This is a genomic window from Paractinoplanes hotanensis (assembly GCF_023717965.1).
In the GTDB taxonomy this organism is placed as follows: Bacteria; Actinomycetota; Actinomycetes; order Mycobacteriales; family Micromonosporaceae; genus Actinoplanes; species Actinoplanes polyasparticus.
In genome coordinates, this window is sequence record NZ_JAMQOL010000015.1 from 79,661 (window position 1) to 96,237 (window position 16,577).

At 67.0% G+C, this 16,577-nt stretch carries 21 protein-coding genes and 1 pseudogene; 15 read left to right on the forward strand and 7 right to left on the reverse strand.

Features of this window, described 5'->3' with window-relative positions; all coding sequences use genetic code 11:
• The first annotated feature begins 38 nt into the window (after positions 1-38).
• Positions 39-863, forward strand: a complete 825-nt coding sequence (locus LXN57_RS11940; RefSeq protein WP_308206613.1) for an IS5 family transposase — start codon at positions 39-41, stop codon at positions 861-863.
• A gap of 6 nt (positions 864-869) precedes the next feature.
• Positions 870-1,277 (forward strand): hypothetical protein, encoded by a 408-nt coding sequence (locus tag LXN57_RS11945; RefSeq protein WP_251798117.1) that lies wholly within the window; start codon positions 870-872, stop codon positions 1,275-1,277.
• Positions 1,278-1,327: 50 nt separating this feature from the next.
• On the opposite strand, the gene LXN57_RS11950 is transcribed toward LXN57_RS11945, so the two are convergent.
• Both LXN57_RS11950 and LXN57_RS11955 read right to left on the reverse strand, forming a co-directional pair.
• A complete protein-coding gene (locus LXN57_RS11950) occupies positions 1,328-1,585 on the reverse strand; it encodes a hypothetical protein (RefSeq protein ID WP_251798118.1) in 258 nt (85 codons plus the stop codon).
• A 21-nt stretch (positions 1,586-1,606) separates the two neighbouring features.
• Positions 1,607-2,140, reverse strand: a complete 534-nt coding sequence (locus LXN57_RS11955; protein WP_251798119.1) for a hypothetical protein — start codon at positions 2,138-2,140, stop codon at positions 1,607-1,609.
• A gap of 480 nt (positions 2,141-2,620) precedes the next feature.
• Here LXN57_RS11955 and LXN57_RS11960 point away from each other — a divergent pair, with 480 nt between their 5' ends.
• The 7 genes from LXN57_RS11960 to LXN57_RS11990 all read left to right on the forward strand — a co-directional run bounded on the left by LXN57_RS11960 (position 2,621) and on the right by LXN57_RS11990 (position 7,384).
• The gene (locus tag LXN57_RS11960; protein ID WP_251798120.1) at positions 2,621-3,082 is read left to right on the forward strand and encodes a hypothetical protein; all 462 of its coding nucleotides are present in this window, start codon (positions 2,621-2,623) and stop codon (positions 3,080-3,082) included.
• A 41-nt stretch (positions 3,083-3,123) separates the two neighbouring features.
• Positions 3,124-3,435 carry a hypothetical protein gene (locus LXN57_RS11965; RefSeq protein WP_251798121.1) on the forward strand — a complete coding sequence of 104 codons (312 nt, stop codon included), beginning with the start codon at positions 3,124-3,126 and terminating at the stop codon, positions 3,433-3,435.
• Between the two features lie 135 nt (positions 3,436-3,570).
• On the forward strand, positions 3,571-4,191 hold the full coding sequence (locus tag LXN57_RS11970; RefSeq protein ID WP_251798122.1) for an RNA polymerase sigma factor: 621 nt from the start codon (positions 3,571-3,573) through the stop codon (positions 4,189-4,191).
• A 32-nt stretch (positions 4,192-4,223) separates the two neighbouring features.
• Positions 4,224-4,646 carry a hypothetical protein gene (locus LXN57_RS11975; protein WP_251798123.1) on the forward strand — a complete coding sequence of 141 codons (423 nt, stop codon included), beginning with the start codon at positions 4,224-4,226 and terminating at the stop codon, positions 4,644-4,646.
• Positions 4,639-5,235: a hypothetical protein gene (locus LXN57_RS11980; RefSeq protein ID WP_251798124.1), complete on the forward strand. Its 597-nt coding sequence runs from the start codon at positions 4,639-4,641 to the stop codon at positions 5,233-5,235. Before LXN57_RS11975 ends, LXN57_RS11980 begins: the two co-directional genes overlap by 8 nt.
• Positions 5,236-5,372: 137 nt before the next feature.
• Complete coding sequence (locus LXN57_RS11985) at positions 5,373-6,089, forward strand: GGDEF domain-containing protein (RefSeq protein WP_251798125.1); 717 nt, start codon at positions 5,373-5,375, stop codon at positions 6,087-6,089.
• The gene (locus tag LXN57_RS11990) at positions 6,086-7,384 is read left to right on the forward strand and encodes a hypothetical protein (RefSeq protein WP_251798126.1); all 1,299 of its coding nucleotides are present in this window, start codon (positions 6,086-6,088) and stop codon (positions 7,382-7,384) included. Before LXN57_RS11985 ends, LXN57_RS11990 begins: the two co-directional genes overlap by 4 nt.
• 259 nt (positions 7,385-7,643) lie before the next feature.
• Here the strand turns inward: LXN57_RS11990 and LXN57_RS11995 are convergent.
• The 3 genes and pseudogenes from LXN57_RS11995 to LXN57_RS12005 all read right to left on the reverse strand — a co-directional run.
• Positions 7,644-7,871: pseudogene (locus LXN57_RS11995) on the reverse strand (SLOG cluster 4 domain-containing protein); the annotation flags it as partial.
• Positions 7,872-7,887: 16 nt separating this feature from the next.
• Positions 7,888-8,757 carry a helix-turn-helix domain-containing protein gene (locus LXN57_RS12000; protein WP_251798128.1) on the reverse strand — a complete coding sequence of 290 codons (870 nt, stop codon included), beginning with the start codon at positions 8,755-8,757 and terminating at the stop codon, positions 7,888-7,890.
• Entirely contained in the window at positions 8,754-9,290 is a 537-nt protein-coding gene (locus LXN57_RS12005) for a DUF6879 family protein (RefSeq protein WP_251798129.1), read from the reverse strand. Before LXN57_RS12005 ends, LXN57_RS12000 begins: the two co-directional genes overlap by 4 nt.
• Before the next feature lie 112 nt (positions 9,291-9,402).
• On the opposite strand from LXN57_RS12005, the gene LXN57_RS12010 reads away from it, so the two are divergent.
• Positions 9,403-9,603, forward strand: a complete 201-nt coding sequence (locus tag LXN57_RS12010; RefSeq protein ID WP_251798130.1) for a DUF397 domain-containing protein — start codon at positions 9,403-9,405, stop codon at positions 9,601-9,603.
• A 96-nt stretch (positions 9,604-9,699) separates the two neighbouring features.
• Here LXN57_RS12010 and LXN57_RS12015 read toward each other — a convergent pair whose 3' ends face one another.
• Complete coding sequence (locus tag LXN57_RS12015) at positions 9,700-9,903, reverse strand: DUF397 domain-containing protein (protein WP_251798131.1); 204 nt, start codon at positions 9,901-9,903, stop codon at positions 9,700-9,702.
• On the reverse strand, positions 9,900-10,751 hold the full coding sequence (locus tag LXN57_RS12020) for a helix-turn-helix domain-containing protein (RefSeq protein ID WP_285904617.1): 852 nt from the start codon (positions 10,749-10,751) through the stop codon (positions 9,900-9,902). The genes LXN57_RS12015 and LXN57_RS12020 overlap by 4 nt, the downstream gene beginning before the upstream one ends.
• Positions 10,752-11,699: 948 nt before the next feature.
• Here LXN57_RS12020 and LXN57_RS12025 point away from each other — a divergent pair.
• The 5 genes from LXN57_RS12025 to LXN57_RS12045 all read left to right on the forward strand — a co-directional run bounded on the left by LXN57_RS12025 (position 11,700) and on the right by LXN57_RS12045 (position 16,544).
• Positions 11,700-12,479 carry a GPP34 family phosphoprotein gene (locus LXN57_RS12025; RefSeq protein ID WP_251798133.1) on the forward strand — a complete coding sequence of 260 codons (780 nt, stop codon included), beginning with the start codon at positions 11,700-11,702 and terminating at the stop codon, positions 12,477-12,479.
• A 192-nt stretch (positions 12,480-12,671) separates the two neighbouring features.
• Positions 12,672-14,057 (forward strand): APC family permease, encoded by a 1,386-nt coding sequence (locus LXN57_RS12030; protein ID WP_251798134.1) that lies wholly within the window; start codon positions 12,672-12,674, stop codon positions 14,055-14,057.
• A gap of 14 nt (positions 14,058-14,071) precedes the next feature.
• A complete protein-coding gene (locus LXN57_RS12035; RefSeq protein ID WP_251798135.1) occupies positions 14,072-14,707 on the forward strand; it encodes a GNAT family N-acetyltransferase in 636 nt (211 codons plus the stop codon).
• Positions 14,708-14,940: 233 nt separating this feature from the next.
• Positions 14,941-15,705, forward strand: coding sequence for a hypothetical protein (locus LXN57_RS12040; protein WP_251798136.1), 765 nt, complete (start codon positions 14,941-14,943; stop codon positions 15,703-15,705).
• Positions 15,702-16,544 carry an SAM-dependent methyltransferase gene (locus LXN57_RS12045; protein ID WP_251798137.1) on the forward strand — a complete coding sequence of 281 codons (843 nt, stop codon included), beginning with the start codon at positions 15,702-15,704 and terminating at the stop codon, positions 16,542-16,544. Before LXN57_RS12040 ends, LXN57_RS12045 begins: the two co-directional genes overlap by 4 nt.
• The last annotated feature ends 33 nt before the right edge of the window (positions 16,545-16,577 follow it).

Below are 16,577 nucleotides of genomic sequence, written 5' to 3' on the forward strand. Positions count from 1 at the left end.
CTGATGTCTGATCGGTGGGCATGCTGGTTGAGCTGGTCATGGGCGAACGGAAGGCGTATCCCAGCGACCTCACCGACGAGCAGTGGGCGGTGGTGGGCCCGTTCCTGGACGCGTGGAAAGCAAAGCATCCGTCGGTGTCGGGGCATCAGGGCCGCTACTCGTTGCGGGAGATCTTGAACTCGATCTTCTATCAGAACCGGACCGGGTGTCAGTGGGCGTATCTGCCGCATGACCTGCCGCCGAAGTCCGCGACGTACTACTACTTCGCGTTGTGGCGTGACGACGGTACCGACCAGGCCATTCATGATCTGCTGCGCTGCCAGGCCCGGGAGAAAGCCGGCCGCCGTGAGGATCCGTCCGCGATCGTCTTGGACACGCAGTCGATCCGCGCCGCGAACCACGTCCCGGCCGCCACCACCGGTAAGGACGCCGGGAAGAAGGTGCCCGGCCGCAAGCGAGGACTCGCGGTGGATGCACTCGGTCTGATCATCGCGGTGGTCGTGACCGCGGCGTCGGTCACCGACACCGTGATCGGTGTCCGTCTGCTCGACAAGGTCGTCGAGCACACCCCGACCGTCACCCGGGCGTGGGTGGATGCAGGGTTCAAGCACGACCTGGCCATCCACGGAGCCCTGTTGGACATCGACGTCGAGGTGGTCAAACGCTCCGACACCAAGCCGGGGTTCGTGCCTGTCGCGAAGCGGTGGGTGGTCGAGCAGGTCAACGGCACGTTGATGTTGCACCGGCGTCTGGTCCGCGAGTACGAAAGCCGCCCGGAGTCGTCGGTGTCGCGCACTCTGTGGGCCTCGGCAGCCAACCTCGTGCGCCGGCTGACGGGTACCAGCACACCGTCCTGGCGGTGAACGGGCGTGAACACCACGACCATTCTCGACCTGATCGCCGCCCGTGAAACGGCCGCGCGGTCTGCTCTCGAGCAGTTACGTGAGCAGCAGTCCAAGCTCGCCGCCGAGGCGGCCGGCATCGAGTGTGAACTGGCCGACCTGACGACCACCCGCCACACCCTCACCAAGATCCTCGAACACGAGGTGATTGCCCCCGAGCCGGCCGTCATCAGCGAGCCCTACCAGCAGATTCTCGCCGTCTTCTCTGCCGACCGCGGCGCCCTACGCGCGAAAGACGTCTGCCTCGCCCTGGGCATCGGCACCGAACCCAAAGACACCGAAGGCATCCGCGCCAAGCTGAAACGCCTGGTCAACCGACAGATCCTGACCGAAAGCCAACCCGGCCTATTCACCCTCAGCTCAGAACGGACATAGCCTCCCGGAACACCCTCTGAGGGGACATCATGCCGTGCGGATGCTGGGGTTCACGGCGACTCGGGGAGGCGGGTCGCGTGAGGATCACCGATGAGTTGTCGTGCGTTGAGGGCCCAGCGGATGGCGGTGCCGTCGCTGAATCCGAAGACGGCGGCCAGGTGCAGCGGATCCGCGCCGGTGGCGACGGCTTCTTCAAGCTGGTGGTCGATGCGCAGCCGTTCGAGAGTGCCGGGCAGGCCACGTAGATTCAGCAGCCAGGTGGCGCTGACCGGGCCGTGTCCCAGCGCACTGGCAAAGCTGATCAGCACGTGCCGGTTGGCGGTGCGGGGCTAGCGTTCGCGACGGTAGGTGAGCCAGTCGAGCAGCATTTGGGCGGTGAGCTCGTCCAGCGGGCGGCTGTTGGCGGCGATGGTTATCCGGCGGTCGGCGATGTCGACGTCGTCGAGGTGCATCGCGCGGATCTGGTCGGGCCGGGCGGCATGGACGGCGGCAAGCACCACACACAGCCGAGCCTGGACGGTGGTGGCGGCGGTGACGCTGGCGGCGACGTCGTCCGGTTCGAGCAGTGGCCAGATCGGATCGGGCACCTTGATGCCACGGAAGCCGCGGAAGCCGCGGATCGGATTCCGGAAGATCATCTTGCTGGTTTTGGTCCATCGGAACAGCCCTCGCAGGGCGGTCGCGGCTGTCTCACGGCGTCGGCCCTGCAGCGTGGTGAGGTGGGCGATGACGTCGTCGCGGGTGACTTCGCGCAGGTGGTCACGGTGCGGCCAGAACGGTGCGGCGTCGGCCGCGACGGTGAGGCAGGTGCGGACCGTGCCTTCGTGACGAGGGCGGCTGCGTGGGCTGCCGTCACGCAGCATGCGGGCCCAGCTGTGCAGGTGCAACGCGGGAGCGGGACCACCGAAGGGCCGTCAGATGAGTCCCGGAGTCGGGACCGGTAGTCCTCGGTCGTGCAGCGGGACCGCCGGCTACGGGAAGTCCCGACGAGCGGGACTTCGCCGGGTCCCGGCCGGGTCACGCTCGAGCGGCGGGACCTGACAGGCGATGCGGGGCTTCGGGCTGTCAGGTCGTGCCAGACCGGCGGATCTGACAGCCCGGTATCCGGACCCGTCAGCCCCATACGCTGAGGGTTCTCCTTCTTTTCCTTTGTGTCCTCATCCCTGCCCTGCGCGACGGCATCGCGCCCACCTTCACGGTCGGCCGCCGCCGCCATCCTCGGATCTGGCACCCATACCGCTGACGCCTTCCGCCCGCGCGGCCAAGGCGCGGTAACCCACACCCCTTTTTCTCCGGCGGTCACCACCTGGTGGCCGCCTTCTTGCTGTCCGCAGGAGGACGACATGCTCAAACCCGGCTGGTACCTGCCCGACACCGACTGGTTCACCCAGCTCCCCGACGCCCCCAAGCTCGGCAAGGACGGCCAGGCCGTCATCGCCCGACTCGCTGACCTGCTCAGCCACCGTTTCCCCGGCGACCCGGCCCGCACCGTCGCCGCGACGCACGTGGCCCTGCTCGCCGCCGACTACCTCGGCGACACCATGAGACACCACACCAGGTGCCACGACCTCACCGAGGTAGCCCGGCTGATCTGCGGTCTCAACCTGATGCAGGCGCACCTGACGCAGACGATTCAGCGCATCGCTTCGAACGCTTACGCCCGAGCGTATCCCGGCGTCGCCGACGTCCCGGCCGAGCTGCTAGGAGCCGTCACCGACAGCCTCAGCATCGCCGGCGTCAACAGCGAACTCCTCGCCGCGCATCTCAAAGAGGCCCACCTGCTGCTGCGCCGCCTTGAGCAGTAGCCAGCACACCCGCCTGCGCCGTCTTCCCGAAGGGACCACCGATGAGTCTGTACTCCCTCTCTCCCAAGCCCGGCTGCGAGCGCTACACCATCCAGGTCGGCTGGAACCCCCACCGCACCCTGTTCTGCACCGTCGCCGACTTCGGCTTCGATCCGGACACTGACCCCGGCACCTCGCCGGACTTCGTCCAACTCGGTCTGTTGGAGCAGGTCCTCGACACCGACGTCATCGTGGCCGCCGTCGAGCCGTACGCGGTGATCCCGGACGACCTGGTCGAGCGCCTGGAGGAGGACATGATCAACCAGGGCGTCTACCGCCGTGAGCCCGACAACCGTCGGCGCCACCGCGAATGACCCGGTTGAGCCCCACATAACCCCTCCCGTACCACAACTTCGGCCGTGCCCGGCCGAGCGCGCGAACCCCGCGCATCCTCCGGGCACGGCCGATCGGCGTGCCCGGATTCCATCCCTCATGGACGGAGGAGTCCCATGCCGTACCAAGACCCTGGTACGCCATGCCGCTACGCCGCCGTGTCTTCACGCCGCCGGACGCCGGAAGTCGCCCCGGAGATCCTGGCGCTGCTCGATCGCGCCCAGCAGGGTGACCGCGACGCCTTCGCGGAGCTCTACCTCACCTTCCGGGAGCCGGTCACCAGCTACGTGGCCGTTCGCTTGCGGGGCCGCGACCGCGACGCCATCCCGGACCTCGTGCAGGAGACGTTCACCGGTGCTCTGGCGGACCTGTCCGCCGCGCTGCTCGACGTACGCGGCTGGTTCATCTGGCATGCCGCGAAGGCGTGCAACCAGCATGACTGGTCGCGCCGCCGCTACGTCCGCGCCGCGTACGCCGTCCGCGACCACCAGCCTGCTCCTTCAGTTCAGGTTGGCGATGGAACGCCTGTCCGGCTCGGCCGGATCACCTTCGCCCACGCGATGGCACGGCTGACCGCCGCGCAGCGCCGCGCGATCCAGCTGCGCTACCTCGACGGTTACCCCCGCGACGCCGCCGCCCGGCTCATGGACCGCAGTACCGAAGCAGTCCGCGACCTAGAACGCCGTGGTTTGCGCCACCTCCAAGCCGCCCTTACCTCGTCGGCGGCCGAAGCATGAGTTCCCCTCAGACCTCAGCGAAAGGCTCGGTCATGACGCTGTTCTACATCGCCGTCTACCACAACACCGACAGCCGGTTCTTCCCGTACGAGCCCGGCCATGCCCTCACCAAGGTCCTGTCCCACTGGCGGCACCTGCCCGCCGAGACCAGCCCGGAGGACATCGCCGATTGGGCGTTCCACGTGTTCAATGCCGACCTCGACGCCCTGCAGGGCCGTCGCGGGCAGGCCGACGGTGGCGAGCTGGACTTCCTGCTCGCCTGCACCTACCGGCTGCTGGGGCGGCGTTCGCTGTCGGCCGGGGACGTCATCGGCATCAACCGCGAGGAGACCACCACGTTCCTGGCGTGCGAGTTCACCGGCTGGCGAACCATCCCCAGCCCCGACAACCGCACCGGTCAGGCGCTGACCGCCACGACCGTCTACGACCACCTGAACGAGGGTCGTCATGCATGACCACCCGTGCCACCAGCACCGCCCGGGGCAGCACACCGACGCCTGTCTGACCGGCGACTGCGGCTTCTGCGGCACCGACCTCAACGACGTCGCCTCCGGTGAATGCCGCGCCTGCCTGCGCATCGTCTGCGAGGAATGCGACGGTGGCTACCAGCCGGATCTCGGACCGATCTGCCAGTCTTGCGCGCCGACCGCGCCCGCCAGCTCGGCCGATGACGGCGAGGATCTGTACCGGCTGTGCGTGTTCGAGTTCGACCTGGCCTGCGGCCACACCGTCACCGTCGCCCTGACCGGCTGGTACCCCGTCACGGTGGCCTGCTGCGACCGGCTCGGCGGCACCATCCGCGACGGCATCTACGTGCCCTACGCCTCCGACATCGACTACGTCAGGGTGCTGTCCGAGCGCCACGAGCTGCGGCCCAAGGGAACCCCGCGCGGCTCCACCCATGTCATCGGCCGGCGGCCCCGCACCGACGAGCCCTACCAGTCCCCGTACCCCGGCATCGAGAGCTCCGCCGGACGGTACCCGGCACGCGTCGACGCCACCTGGAGCCTCGACGGCACGATCGCGACCCCCGAAACCACCTGATCCCAGGCCGCGCACCTTGCGGCCCGAAGCACGAAAAACGGCCCGCCGATGGCGGGCCGTCGTCGTATCCAGAGCCCGGGACGCCTCGCCTAGACAACGCGCGTCCCGGGCTTCTCCACCAGAGATGGAGGAACCCAGTGTTCACCACACCCCTCGTGATCGCCACCCTCGTGGCGGCCACGCTCGGAGCCGCCATCGGCTTCCTGATCAGCCACAGAGCAACCCGGCCCATCATCGCCCGGCTGCGCGCCGAGCTGGCCGACGCCGTCTGGCAACTGACCCACGACCCGCTCACCGGCCTGCACAACCGCAAGGGCCTACGCACCATCCACACCGCCACCGCCGCGTCCGCCGAGCCCCGGCAGATCGTCGCCCTCCTCATCGACCTCGACCTGTTCAAAGAGATCAACGACGCCCATAGCCACAACGCCGGAGACGACCTGCTCAAGGCAACCGCCGACCGGATCGGGCAACTCGCCAAACTCCACGGCGGGCACGCCGCACGGCTCTCCGGCGACGAGTTCGCCGCCATCATGCCCCTGGGCGCGACCCGGCTCGCCCGCATCGCCGAGCAATTCACCGCCGTCATCGCCGAGCCGATAGACGTCCGCGCCGACAGCGGCCCAGTCACCGTCGCGATCACCGCGAGCCTCGGCATCGCCGTCGCCTCCAGCACCGACCCGCTGGAAGGCGTCGCCCTGCACCACGCCGACCTGGCCATGTACCACGCCAAGAAGCAGGGCGGGAACCGGCACGTCTTCCACCAGCCCGGCATGACGATGCCCGGCAACCGCCCCCGCCGAGGGTCCCGCCTGCGCGACCGGCGCCGCGACCAGAACGGAAGCGGCGAATGAACCTCACGACCCTCATGGCCTGCGCCACCTGCCGCAGAGTCCTCACCGAGCACCGCTACGGCGGCCAGGTCGAATACCGTCACCCCGTCGTCGAAGCGGCGCACGAGGTGGTCCCCGTGGACGCCGGCCAGGTCCGGCGGCCCTTCAACCGGTGCCACACCTGCACCGACGAGCTACCGGTCTGGAACTACCGGACCGGTCTCATCCAATTCCTGGCGCTCGACGCCGGTGCCCTCCGGACCTACAACGATCAGTGGCACGTCTGCTACCGGTGCGCTCAGCACATCGAAGCCGACGACATCCACGCCCTCACAGCTCGGTGTGCAGCCATCGTGGGATGGCACGCCGGCAGTGACGAGTACACGCAGCTCGACCTGTTGTACCGCGGCATCATCTTGGGACGCGAAGGCCGCACGCTGCTGACTACCACGAAGTGGCCAGCCGCGCGGATCACCGCCGAGATGCTGCCGAAGATCCGGGACCGGTTCAGCGGGTTGCTCCGCAGCACAGCGGACCTCCCCGGACCCATCAACGATCCCGGGCAGCGCCAGGACCTGGCCAGCCAGCTCGACCTCGCGCCCATGTACTGGATCAACGACGAGTTCACCGAGCTGGTCAACACCATCAGCAGTGATCAGCCCACCGCCAGGATCACCGACGAACTTGTGCCCTCATCCGCAGGGTTGATCGCCTGGCCCGGACCAGTCGGCAGCACCGGGCACCTCGCCGCCGTCTCATGGACGTCCCACGCCGACGGTTGGCAGGTCATCGGCTACCGCACCATTGGCAGCGCCCTCGACGACGACTTGATGCCCGCCCTACGCCACGAGATCGGATGGCTGCTCCCCACCCACGCCGAACACCTTCCGCGTAGAGCCCCGCTCGACGGCAGCCATCCGCTGGGGCCGCTCGCCACAACGTGGCTCCTGATCAATCAGCAGATGGCCGAAGCGGTCTCGGCGAAGCTGTCAAAGGGCACCACCAGGGCATATCAGCGCAGTAGACGCCCTGCACCCGAAGTCCGCATCGTCCAGATCAAACCCCGCAGCGCCACATCGGGTCCAAGACGAACGGATGTAGCAAGTGGGCGAACGCGCGCAAAGCCGGATCACCGGTACTGGGTCTCGGGCCACGAACGGCAGCAGGCATACGGCCCTGGCTGGAGCCTGCACAGAACCGTCGACATTCAGCCGTTTCTCAAAGGTGATGAAGATTTGCCCATCAAGCTGAGCACGACTGTTCGCGTGCTAGGAGTACGCGCCAGCGACCACGTCGCTGATCAGGAAAAAGAATAGCAACGTAGGTGCGGGCCGGGGTTCACCCTTGCCCGCCAACCTGCGCACGCTGGGCCCTTTTCATTTCCGCGATTCCTCGAAATGAAAGATGGACAGATTGCGAAGGTCTCGGCATCAGGACACGGTCAGAATGTTCCTATTCGGGTCAACGACCACTACGCACCGCGCTCCCGCCGGCCTCGGCCGGCAAGGACCGGAATCGCTTTAACAATTGCTGGTGTCAAATCAGACTCGACGATTCCAGACGGTGATTGTCGGTTCAGGACCCGAGCGCTTCGGCAATTGCCTCTTCCGGTGTGCCCACATGGCGGATGCCGGGTACCGCCGTGCCGTCCGCTCCGACGACCCGCCAGCCGCCAAGCGCTATCACTGGCACGTCACCACGGCGCATGGCCAGGGTCACCTCGCTGAGTGTGCCCCAAGAGCCACCGACGCTAATCACCGCGTCTGCGCTCCAGACGATGATGGCATTTCGTACCTCGCCCATGTACGCGGCTCTGCCGTCATAGATCTGTCCCGCGTCGTGCTGCCTTCATGGCTTCGGTCCGCAAGCCGCTCAGTAGTTCACGAGCCCGTGCGTCGGTTGCCGAGTCCGCCAACAGCGCCTCATACACCCGGGAGTAGACGTTGATCTCCTCGGGGTCGGTCAGTGTCAGCTCGCGGGTGTAGGTCTCAATCGTCGCCATCTGGGATCCGTCGGGCAGCGTGTAGATCACGAAGGAGTGCGCGTGGACGGTCGACGGCGGCGCGCCAGTCGGCATGACTGCGACGTTCACCCCGGGTAGCGTGGAGACGGAAAGGATCTTGTCGTATTGCGCAGCGAGCGCATCGAACGACACCGGGCGGAATCGCAGGGCGGCCTCAGAGATGAGGAAGTCGAACCGTCGGCCCTTTTCGTAGAGTGCTGCCTGCCGTTCAATTCGTGCCGCTGCTGCGCGTGCCGTGTCGCCGACACCTAAAACGTCGGCGAGGGTCAGCACGCTACGGGCATACTCGGCGGTTTGAAGGAGGCCGGGCACCGCCGCATTCTGGAACACCTGCATGCGCGTAGCGTCGGCAAGAACACGTGCGATGTTCCGTTGATGCGCAGCTCGCCCGCCGCTTAGCGTTTTGTCCCAGATGATGGACGCCACTTGGATGGACTCCGCGACGTCTATCAGCTCTGCAGCGACCTCGTCCGAGGCGCCCGTAGCGGTCACCCATGCTTGGACATCAGCGACGGAAGGCTTGGTGCGACGGTTCTCAATCTTGGAAACCTTGGACTGCGACCAATTCAGTTCCGCGGCCAGCCGCGTGGTCGACAGACCCGCGTCTTCTCGGAGTTCACGCAGTCGGGACGCGAGCGCGACTCGGTCGTCCGCCGCCGGACTCACCAGGCTCTACGCAACTCATCCTGGACCGATGGGATGTAGTCCAGGAGTGGGACAGAGTTTTCTATCGCGATATCGCGTTGGTTGACAAAGCCGCCTACATCACTGATCGACTCCATGGACAGGCGTCGGCCGTCTCCGTCGTACTCCATGACCACCGCCACTTCATCGTCGAGCAACCAGAAGTCGTTCCTAAGGACACCCAGTGCCTCGGGTCCGTCAGCCCGGTCGGCGATGCGGACGTCCTCGCCGGCCAGGACGTTCCCCTGATAGCCCAAGAGTTCGAAACGAAGATAGTCTGACAGCGGTCGGTCCAGCACATGAACCCTGCTCCAGCGTCTGCCAGCTTGCACGCTGTCGGCCACCATGCGAAGCCATGGATCCGTGTCAGGGCTACGTGGTGGCAACGGGTGCCCATCGTTGAAGGTGCGCAGCATCTCCGCCTCGCCTGGAGCGCTGTAGGAGTTCAGCGTTTCGAGACGGAACACTGTCCGCTTGACCTTGCTTAGCATGCGCTGCAACTCGTCCATCTGCATCGGCTTATCCCGTTCTGTCGCCACCTGCCGATCAAGTCTAGTCGAGCTTGAAGACTAGTCGTCGGCGCCGCCTTGTGGCAGTCTCGGTCCCAACGCAGCGAAGGGAGTCAACATGTCGGACGTGTCTGAACGCCTGGTGTGGCGCAAGAGCAGTGGGAGCCTCAACGGTGACTGTGTGGAGGTTGCGCCTCTACCCGACGGTGTTGCCGTGCGGGACTCTAAGAACCCTGACGGCCCGATGCTGGCGTTCACGCACTCGGAATGGCGTGCGTTCATCGCGGGCGCGATCAAGGGCGAGTTTGACGATCTGTGACCCAATCAGCAAGGTTGCGCATGTGAGTGTGGCGAGGGCGCCCGGCGTGGTGACAGAACTGGGCCGGGCGTCCGGAGCTACGCGTTGGAGCGGGCTCTAGAGAAGATCGTCGAACTCGCCGTGAGCGGCGCCGTCGAAGAATGCGGCGATTTCTTCGACCGTGAACACCAATATGGGGCCGTTCGGCTCCTTGGAGTCCCGGACGCCAATAGCGCCATCCACTTTTGCCAACTCAACACATTGGCCGCTTTGTTGGGACTTTGTGCTCTTTCGCCACGTTGCACGGCTAAAGTCGATCACGCGAACTCCTTTGCAGCATCCCGAATCAATGACGCCGAGTCATCCGGGCTGAGTGCCATCGCCCTCAGCCGGTCAAAGGCTTGCATCGCTCCCCGGACATCGGCGTCAACCTCAGGATAGAGATCGCCGGCCATGGTCTCGATATAGACGACGTCCCGATCGGCGGGGTCTGCGAAGCCCAGCACTACGAACGCGCCGGGCGTACCAGGGTGCGCGCCCGCTGCGAACGGAACCACCTGGACGTCAACGTGCGGCAGACTTGCGGTGGTCACGAGATGGTCCATCTGCTCGGCCATCGTCTCGGCTCCGCCAACCTGCCGACGGATCGCCGCCTCATCAAGAACGACCCACAGTGCCGGAGGGTTCTCGCGATGAAGGAGCGCTTGCCGGCGCATGCGAACCTCAACCCGTCGTTCGATCTCCTCCTCTCCAAGTCGAGCGACGCCGCCCTGGAGGATTGAACGGGTGTAGCGCTCGGTCTGCATCAATCCTGGAATCGAGATTACCTCGAAGTTCCATATGCGCGACGCATCGGACTCGAACCCGATGTAGGTCGCGTACTTGTCGGGGATGCTCCCCGCGTATCGATGCCACCAGCCACGCTGCGTAGCTGTCTGAGCGAGTTCTACCAAGCTAGCGGCCATCGAAGCGTTTGCGCCGTACGTCGTCAGTAACGCCCGCACCGCCGGTACGCGGACGCCGACCAGCGCACGCTCAACCCGCGACAGGTGGGACGGTGAGATACCTGCGCTTGCCGCAGCTTCCTCGATCGTCATGTCGATGGTCTCACGCAAGTTGCTCAGCTCGCGGGCTAAGCGCCTGCGTCTCAAAGTAGGCCAGTTTGGCACCGAGTCAGCATGCCACAACGAAACGGTGGCCAGAACTTCGCTACGCAACTTGTCTAGACTTAGTCTCCTGTCTGAGACTAGTCTCTGCGAGGACTAGGCTACGAGGCTTCGGCGGTGATCTTGTGACTCGATTCGTAGGCCAGCAATTCAGAGTGTTGGACGAGGCTCCGCTACGCCCAACGGTCGCGCGGTCGTTGCATGACCCCGTGGATCGTGGCCGGACCCAGCCGTGCGGTTGGTCCGCCATAGTGCGGCGCGACCAACCGCATGGCCGAGAAGCCCTGATTGCGGCCCGGTGCCCAATCGCTTCGACGGCGAAGGACCCCTCCGTGCATAGCGAACTCGTTCCCCTGGCCAGCCTGACCAACCCATATCCGCTAAGCGGCCGATTGTTCTGTCGCTGCGGGGCACGCTTCAGCCGGTGGGGCTCACCGGACTCCACACGCGAGTACACGGCCGTGTGCGGGTGCAGGCTGCGGCCAATCGACGCTGACACCATCGAGCGCCAGGTCTACGCGGACGCCGTAAGGCTCGATCCGGTGATGACTGCCGCTGGCTGGGTGGAAGCGCCGGCCGAGGCGCTGACCCGTCTATACAGCCGCATAGAGGTTGGCGGGACGGTCGACGACGTGCGGTTCGTCCCGCGCACATGAGGACGCGCCCGTCGCCGCTGCTGGGCAGGGCGTGGCGGCCGTCGCGCGGCTTCGCCCGGCAAAGCTGGCGCCGGCGACATCCCCTCCAGACCACCGGACTCTCGCAGATCCGCCCCGAGGGCCTGCGGAGTCCCCACCCTCAATGCCAGTGAAGGGATTTCCCCGGTGTCGTATCCCCGGTTCGCCACGGTGAGGAATGCGGCCATAGCCAGGGTGACGCGCCCCTCGCGACGTTTTCGATTCTCTGGGCGCCATCTGCGGCCTGTTCATTTCCACGTGTTGAAGGGACATCGTCATGCCGTCAGCGGGGCCGACGTGGCTCACCGACGATCTTTGGCTTGCGGCGCACGACGGCGTGAAAGGTGCTCGTCTGATCGGTGAGCGGCCGTTGGGGGTCGGGCTGGCGGCTGGGTTGCTGGCGGAGCTGGTTCACGCCGGGTGGTTGGAGCTACGCGAGGGTGAGTTGTTCCGGACGGGGGCCAACCTGCCCTCCGATCCGGCGTTGCGTCCGTTGCTGGTCAGGATGGAGGCCGAGGAGCAAGAACGCGCGGCTGTGCAGGCACGCGAGGACGAGGGCCGCGGGCCGCGGGCATCGGAGCGCGGTAGCTGGCCCCCGCCTGTGCGGCAGGAGACTCGGCACCGTCTGCGTGGTCATCAGCTCAAGGCGTGGATGGCGTATTTGGCCTATGAGGGGCGGGCGGAGGCCCGGGTCGTTGACCGGTTGTCGCGGACCGGGCTGGTACGGCGTGAGGAACGCCGCCGGTTGTTCGGCGGCACCACGGCCCGGTACGTGCCCTGTGATGCCAATGCCTCCGGCTTACCCGCGAACTCGATTACCCAGGCCGTGCACCACGGACGGCCCTTGCCCGGACTGGACGCGTTTCTGGCCGGTCTGCTTTTGGCTACCGGGCTGCACCATCACGCCTTCGCCACGTTGTCGACACATGAGCGGTCCTTGCTGGGCGGGCTGATCAAGACGGGTCTGACCGACCCGGGAGAACCCGGCATCAGGGCGATGCTGCGGGAGTTGCTGCGGGCCGCTGATGCCGCCGTTGGTGAGGCCGCCATGCGCTGACCGCCCTCCCCACCGCCCAACCGCACCACCGCTCGACCCCTCTCCAGGTTTCACCCCAACCCCTCGTCCCCTTTTATGCAGGAGGCACTCCCGGTGTCCGCACCTCCCTCTGTCGCGCAGTCCAGCGTGTCTAATGCGCTGGCGCGTAACCGGCTTGGCTCGTTTGCGATCGGCTCCGCCATCGCGTCCAGCGTGGCCCCGCTGACGGTCATCACTTTGGTCGTGCCGCTCGCGTTGGCCGCGACCGGCCTGCTGGGTTTCCCGGTGGCGATCCTTGTGGTGGCCATCTTGTTGATGATCTACGCCGTCGGATATCTGGCGATGGCCCGGCACATCCCGAACGCCGGGGCGTTCTACGCCTACGTCGCGCACGGCCTCGGTCGCCCGTTCGGTGTCGGCACGTCGTGGTTCGCCCTGGCGACGTACAACAGTTTCCAGTTGTGCTGTTACGGCGCGTTCAGCGCGGCGATCGGCGCGCCGCTGCTCAGCGACTGGCTTGGTCTTGATGTTCACTGGCTCGTCCCGGCCATCCTGGCGTGGGCGCTGGTGGCGGTTCTCGGGGCCAACGAGGTCAAGGTGGCCGGCTACGTGCTGGTGTTCCTGGTCGTGGCCGAAACGATCCTGGTCGCGCTGTACAGCGTCGCCATCATGCTCACCTCGGGGTTCGCGTTCTCCGCCGCGGCGATCAACGTCAGCGACCTGTCCGGCGCTGCCCTCGGCGTGTTGATCGTGCTGGGTGCGACCTCGTTCGCCGGGATCGAGCAATCGGTGGTGTACATCGAGGAAAGCAAAGATCCTAAACGCACCATCCCGACCGCCACCTACGTCACCATCACGATCATCGGCGCGGCGTACGCGCTCGCCTCGTGGGTGCAGATCTCCGCCGCCGGGCCCCGGCCGATCGAACGCGCGACTGCTGAGGGCGCGGATCTGTTCTTCAACGAGGCCGCGGTCATGCTCGGACAAGGAGCGGTCACCGTCGGCAAGGTTCTGCTGGGTACCGGGACGTTCGCGGCGATGCTGGCCTTCCACAACGCCATCACCCGCTACACCTTCGCCCTGGGCCGGGAAGGCGTCCTGCCCCGGCTGTTCGGCCGGACCACCATCAAAGGCGCACCCCGTAACGCTTCTCTCGCCCAGACCGGCCTCGCCCTGATCGTCCTGATCGTCTTCGCTGTGGCCGGCTGGGACCCGCTGGTGCAGCTGTTCTACTGGGGTTCCACCACCGGGGGCCTCGGTGTCCTACTGCTCTACACCCTGACCAGCATCGCGGTGATCGCGTTCTTCGCCCGCGACGCCCACGGGGAGAACATGTGGCAGCGCCGTATCGCGCCGCTGCTCGCCACGGTCGTGTTGCTGCTGGTGGCGTATCTGGCGGTCGACAACCTCGCCGGGCTCTACGGCGTGGACCCGGGCACCGGCCCAGCCCGGGTGGTGCCGATCGCGCTGCTGCTGATCTTCGCCGGTGGCACCGTCTGGGGGCTGATCCTCAAACGCACCCAACCCGAGATCTACGAAGGCATCGGTCGTGGTGCCCGCAGCAGCACCGCCACGTCCGCCCTGTCCGCCATCGTCTGAAAGGAGCCCCCTCGATGAGTAGCACCAGCCCCGGCACCGTCCCGGACCTGCGCACCGCCACCGAGCAGGACATCGACCTAGTCGCCGACATCGTCGCCGACGCGTTCCTGCACCTCGACGTGATCCGCTACCTCGTCCCCAACCCGGCCCGCCGCCGCCCGGTCTCCCGCGCCTGGTACCGGCTCTACATCGCCCACGCCATCACCGGCGCGGGCCACGTCACCCTCACCGCCGACGGCACCGCGGCCGCAGTCTGGTTTGACCGCACTGGCCAGCCGAGCGAACCGGACGGATACGCCAAATACCCGACCGAGCTCGCCGGTGACGACCTGCCACAGTTCCAGCACCTCGACGCAGTGATGGATGCCCACCACCCCAGCGACGCGCACTGGCACCTGCTGTTCCTCGCCGTGCGCCCCCGCCGGTGGAGCCAAGGCTTGGGCAGCCGGTTAATGGACTACACGCACGCCCGGCTCGACGCCGAGGACATCCCCGCCTACCTGGAAGCCACCGGCGAACAGAACCGGGCGCTGTACCAGCGGCACGGCTACACCGACATGAACCCGCCCACCATCGCAGTGACCGACCAGATACCCCTCTACCGCATGTGGCGACCCGCCGGCCAACCCGAACCCCACTCCACCCGATAGCGGGAAAGCCGCCCGGGCCAGCGAACTCTCACCCGCCTGCCCGGACGGCCAGCTGCAGGGGTCCCGACCGTTGCGACCCCGCACCCGGGCGGTGCACCACACCGCTGCCACGCCCACTGTGGTGCACCGCCCGGCCCCACACGATCACCCACCCCCATGCCCGCCCCAGCTGCGCCACCCGGCCGCAAACGGACCCCGTACCCCGACATCCCTGCTGGAGACCAGTGAGTTCGATGGCATCTGACCGCAACACCGACTCCAACGCCGACGCGAGGCTGGCCCGGCTGACCTGCCTCGATCCCGCCACGGCGACACCCGCGGTCGAACTCATCGACACGGCCCTGGCGTTCGTCGGAGCCGATCCCACCTACGGCCAGTTGTGGCTACCGTGGGCCCGCTACGCCTACCGAGCCGCCCGGCAGCTCCCCACGGCCGGATACGACCGGGTCGTGGCGGCCACCCGCACCTACGCCGAAACGCTGCGCGGCGAGGGCCATCGGCAACAGGCCATCGGAATCTGGCAGGAACTACTCGGCATGCGGGGGCAGCCGGCCGATCCTGCTGACATCGAGGACCGGGTCGCCCTGGCCGCCGACCTGCACGCGGTCGGCCGATGCGGGCAAGCCCTCCGCGAGATCGGTGACGCCCTTACCCACGCCCGCAACCAGCACAGCCAGCAACTCGGACTGGTGGTCAGCTGCACAGTCGTCTACCAGGCGATGCTGACCGCCTGCCGACGTAACGGCGACGCCACCCGCGTCCGCGCTGGGCTGCCCGATGTCTACCAGCCCGGTAGACCGCGGTACCGGCTGCTGGTCACCGACTACTTGCCCGGGCTCGAAGACCATCACGACGTGTGTGCGGTACGCCTCGACGCGCTGATCGACCACGCCCCAGCCGCCCCACCCGGGCAACGCCGGGCCGTATTGGCCCGCCTGACCGCCGACATGAACCCCGGCCACTGCTGCGGCGGCCCGTGCGAAGGCGGGCAGTCATGACCCCGCCAGAGTCCCCCTACGACTACGACCGGCCTGCGCCCGCGCGTCGTTACGACGTGCTGCTCGGCGGCAAGGACAACTTCCCAGCCGACCGCTCCTCCGCCGAGCAGATCCGCGAAGAACTGCCCTCCGTCGGCCAGGCCGCCCGCGAGCTACGCGCGTTCCTGCACCGTGCCGTCAACTTCCTGGCCGACGACTGCGGCATGCGGCAATTCCTCGACATCGGCTGCGGCATGCCCTACACGCCCAACGTCCACCAGATCGCCCAAGCCGTGCACCCGGACGCCCATGTCGCCTATGTCGACCCCGATCTCCTCGTCGCTGTCCACGCCCGCGCCCTCATGTTCAGCGATCCGCTGGGGGCGGTCTCGGTCACCGAAGGGGGCCTCGACGACATCGACGCCGTCCTGAACGCACCCACCGTCCGCGAACTCATCGACTTCGACCAACCGGTCGCGGTCCTGCTCCTCGCCGTCCTGCACTTCGTCGTCGATGACCAGCACGCCCAACGAGCCCTCGCCCAAATCATCGACGCGCTACCACCCGGCTCCTACCTCGCCCTATCCCACGTCACCTTCGACCCGCTCACCCCCGAGCACATCGAACGACTAACCAAGCTCGCCGAACCCGGCGCCGGGCACGGCCCCTTCCGCCCCCGCACCCACACCGAAATCACCGCACTACTCGGCGATCTCGAGCTCCTACCACCGGGCCTGGTATCGGTCGTGAACTGGCACCCCAACCGCCAACCCCACCCGCAGATCACCGAAGCGGAGGCCGTCGCCTACGGCGTCATCGTTCGCAAGCCCGACCGGACAATCACGACCAACCCCGGCTGACTCGGGCACCGCCTGGCTCGCCCTTGTTGAAGG

What these genes read in the sequence shown, in the direction of transcription:
- LXN57_RS11940 (WP_308206613.1), top strand. Translation starts at nt 39, where the DNA reads ATGGGCGAACGGAAGGCGTATCCCAGCGACCTCACCGACGAGCAGTGG.
- LXN57_RS11955 (WP_251798119.1), bottom strand. Translation starts at nt 2,140, where the DNA reads ATGCTGCGTGACGGCAGCCCACGCAGCCGCCCTCGTCACGAAGGCACG.
- LXN57_RS11960 (WP_251798120.1), top strand. Translation starts at nt 2,621, where the DNA reads ATGCTCAAACCCGGCTGGTACCTGCCCGACACCGACTGGTTCACCCAG.
- LXN57_RS11965 (WP_251798121.1), top strand. Translation starts at nt 3,124, where the DNA reads ATGAGTCTGTACTCCCTCTCTCCCAAGCCCGGCTGCGAGCGCTACACC.
- LXN57_RS11970 (WP_251798122.1), top strand. Translation starts at nt 3,571, where the DNA reads ATGCCGTACCAAGACCCTGGTACGCCATGCCGCTACGCCGCCGTGTCT.
- LXN57_RS11975 (WP_251798123.1), top strand. Translation starts at nt 4,224, where the DNA reads ATGACGCTGTTCTACATCGCCGTCTACCACAACACCGACAGCCGGTTC.
- LXN57_RS11980 (WP_251798124.1), top strand. Translation starts at nt 4,639, where the DNA reads ATGCATGACCACCCGTGCCACCAGCACCGCCCGGGGCAGCACACCGAC.
- LXN57_RS11990 (WP_251798126.1), top strand. Translation starts at nt 6,086, where the DNA reads ATGAACCTCACGACCCTCATGGCCTGCGCCACCTGCCGCAGAGTCCTC.
- LXN57_RS12005 (WP_251798129.1), bottom strand. Translation starts at nt 9,290, where the DNA reads ATGCAGATGGACGAGTTGCAGCGCATGCTAAGCAAGGTCAAGCGGACA.
- LXN57_RS12010 (WP_251798130.1), top strand. Translation starts at nt 9,403, where the DNA reads ATGTCGGACGTGTCTGAACGCCTGGTGTGGCGCAAGAGCAGTGGGAGC.
- LXN57_RS12025 (WP_251798133.1), top strand. Translation starts at nt 11,700, where the DNA reads ATGCCGTCAGCGGGGCCGACGTGGCTCACCGACGATCTTTGGCTTGCG.
- LXN57_RS12035 (WP_251798135.1), top strand. Translation starts at nt 14,072, where the DNA reads ATGAGTAGCACCAGCCCCGGCACCGTCCCGGACCTGCGCACCGCCACC.
- LXN57_RS12040 (WP_251798136.1), top strand. Translation starts at nt 14,941, where the DNA reads ATGGCATCTGACCGCAACACCGACTCCAACGCCGACGCGAGGCTGGCC.
- LXN57_RS12045 (WP_251798137.1), top strand. Translation starts at nt 15,702, where the DNA reads ATGACCCCGCCAGAGTCCCCCTACGACTACGACCGGCCTGCGCCCGCG.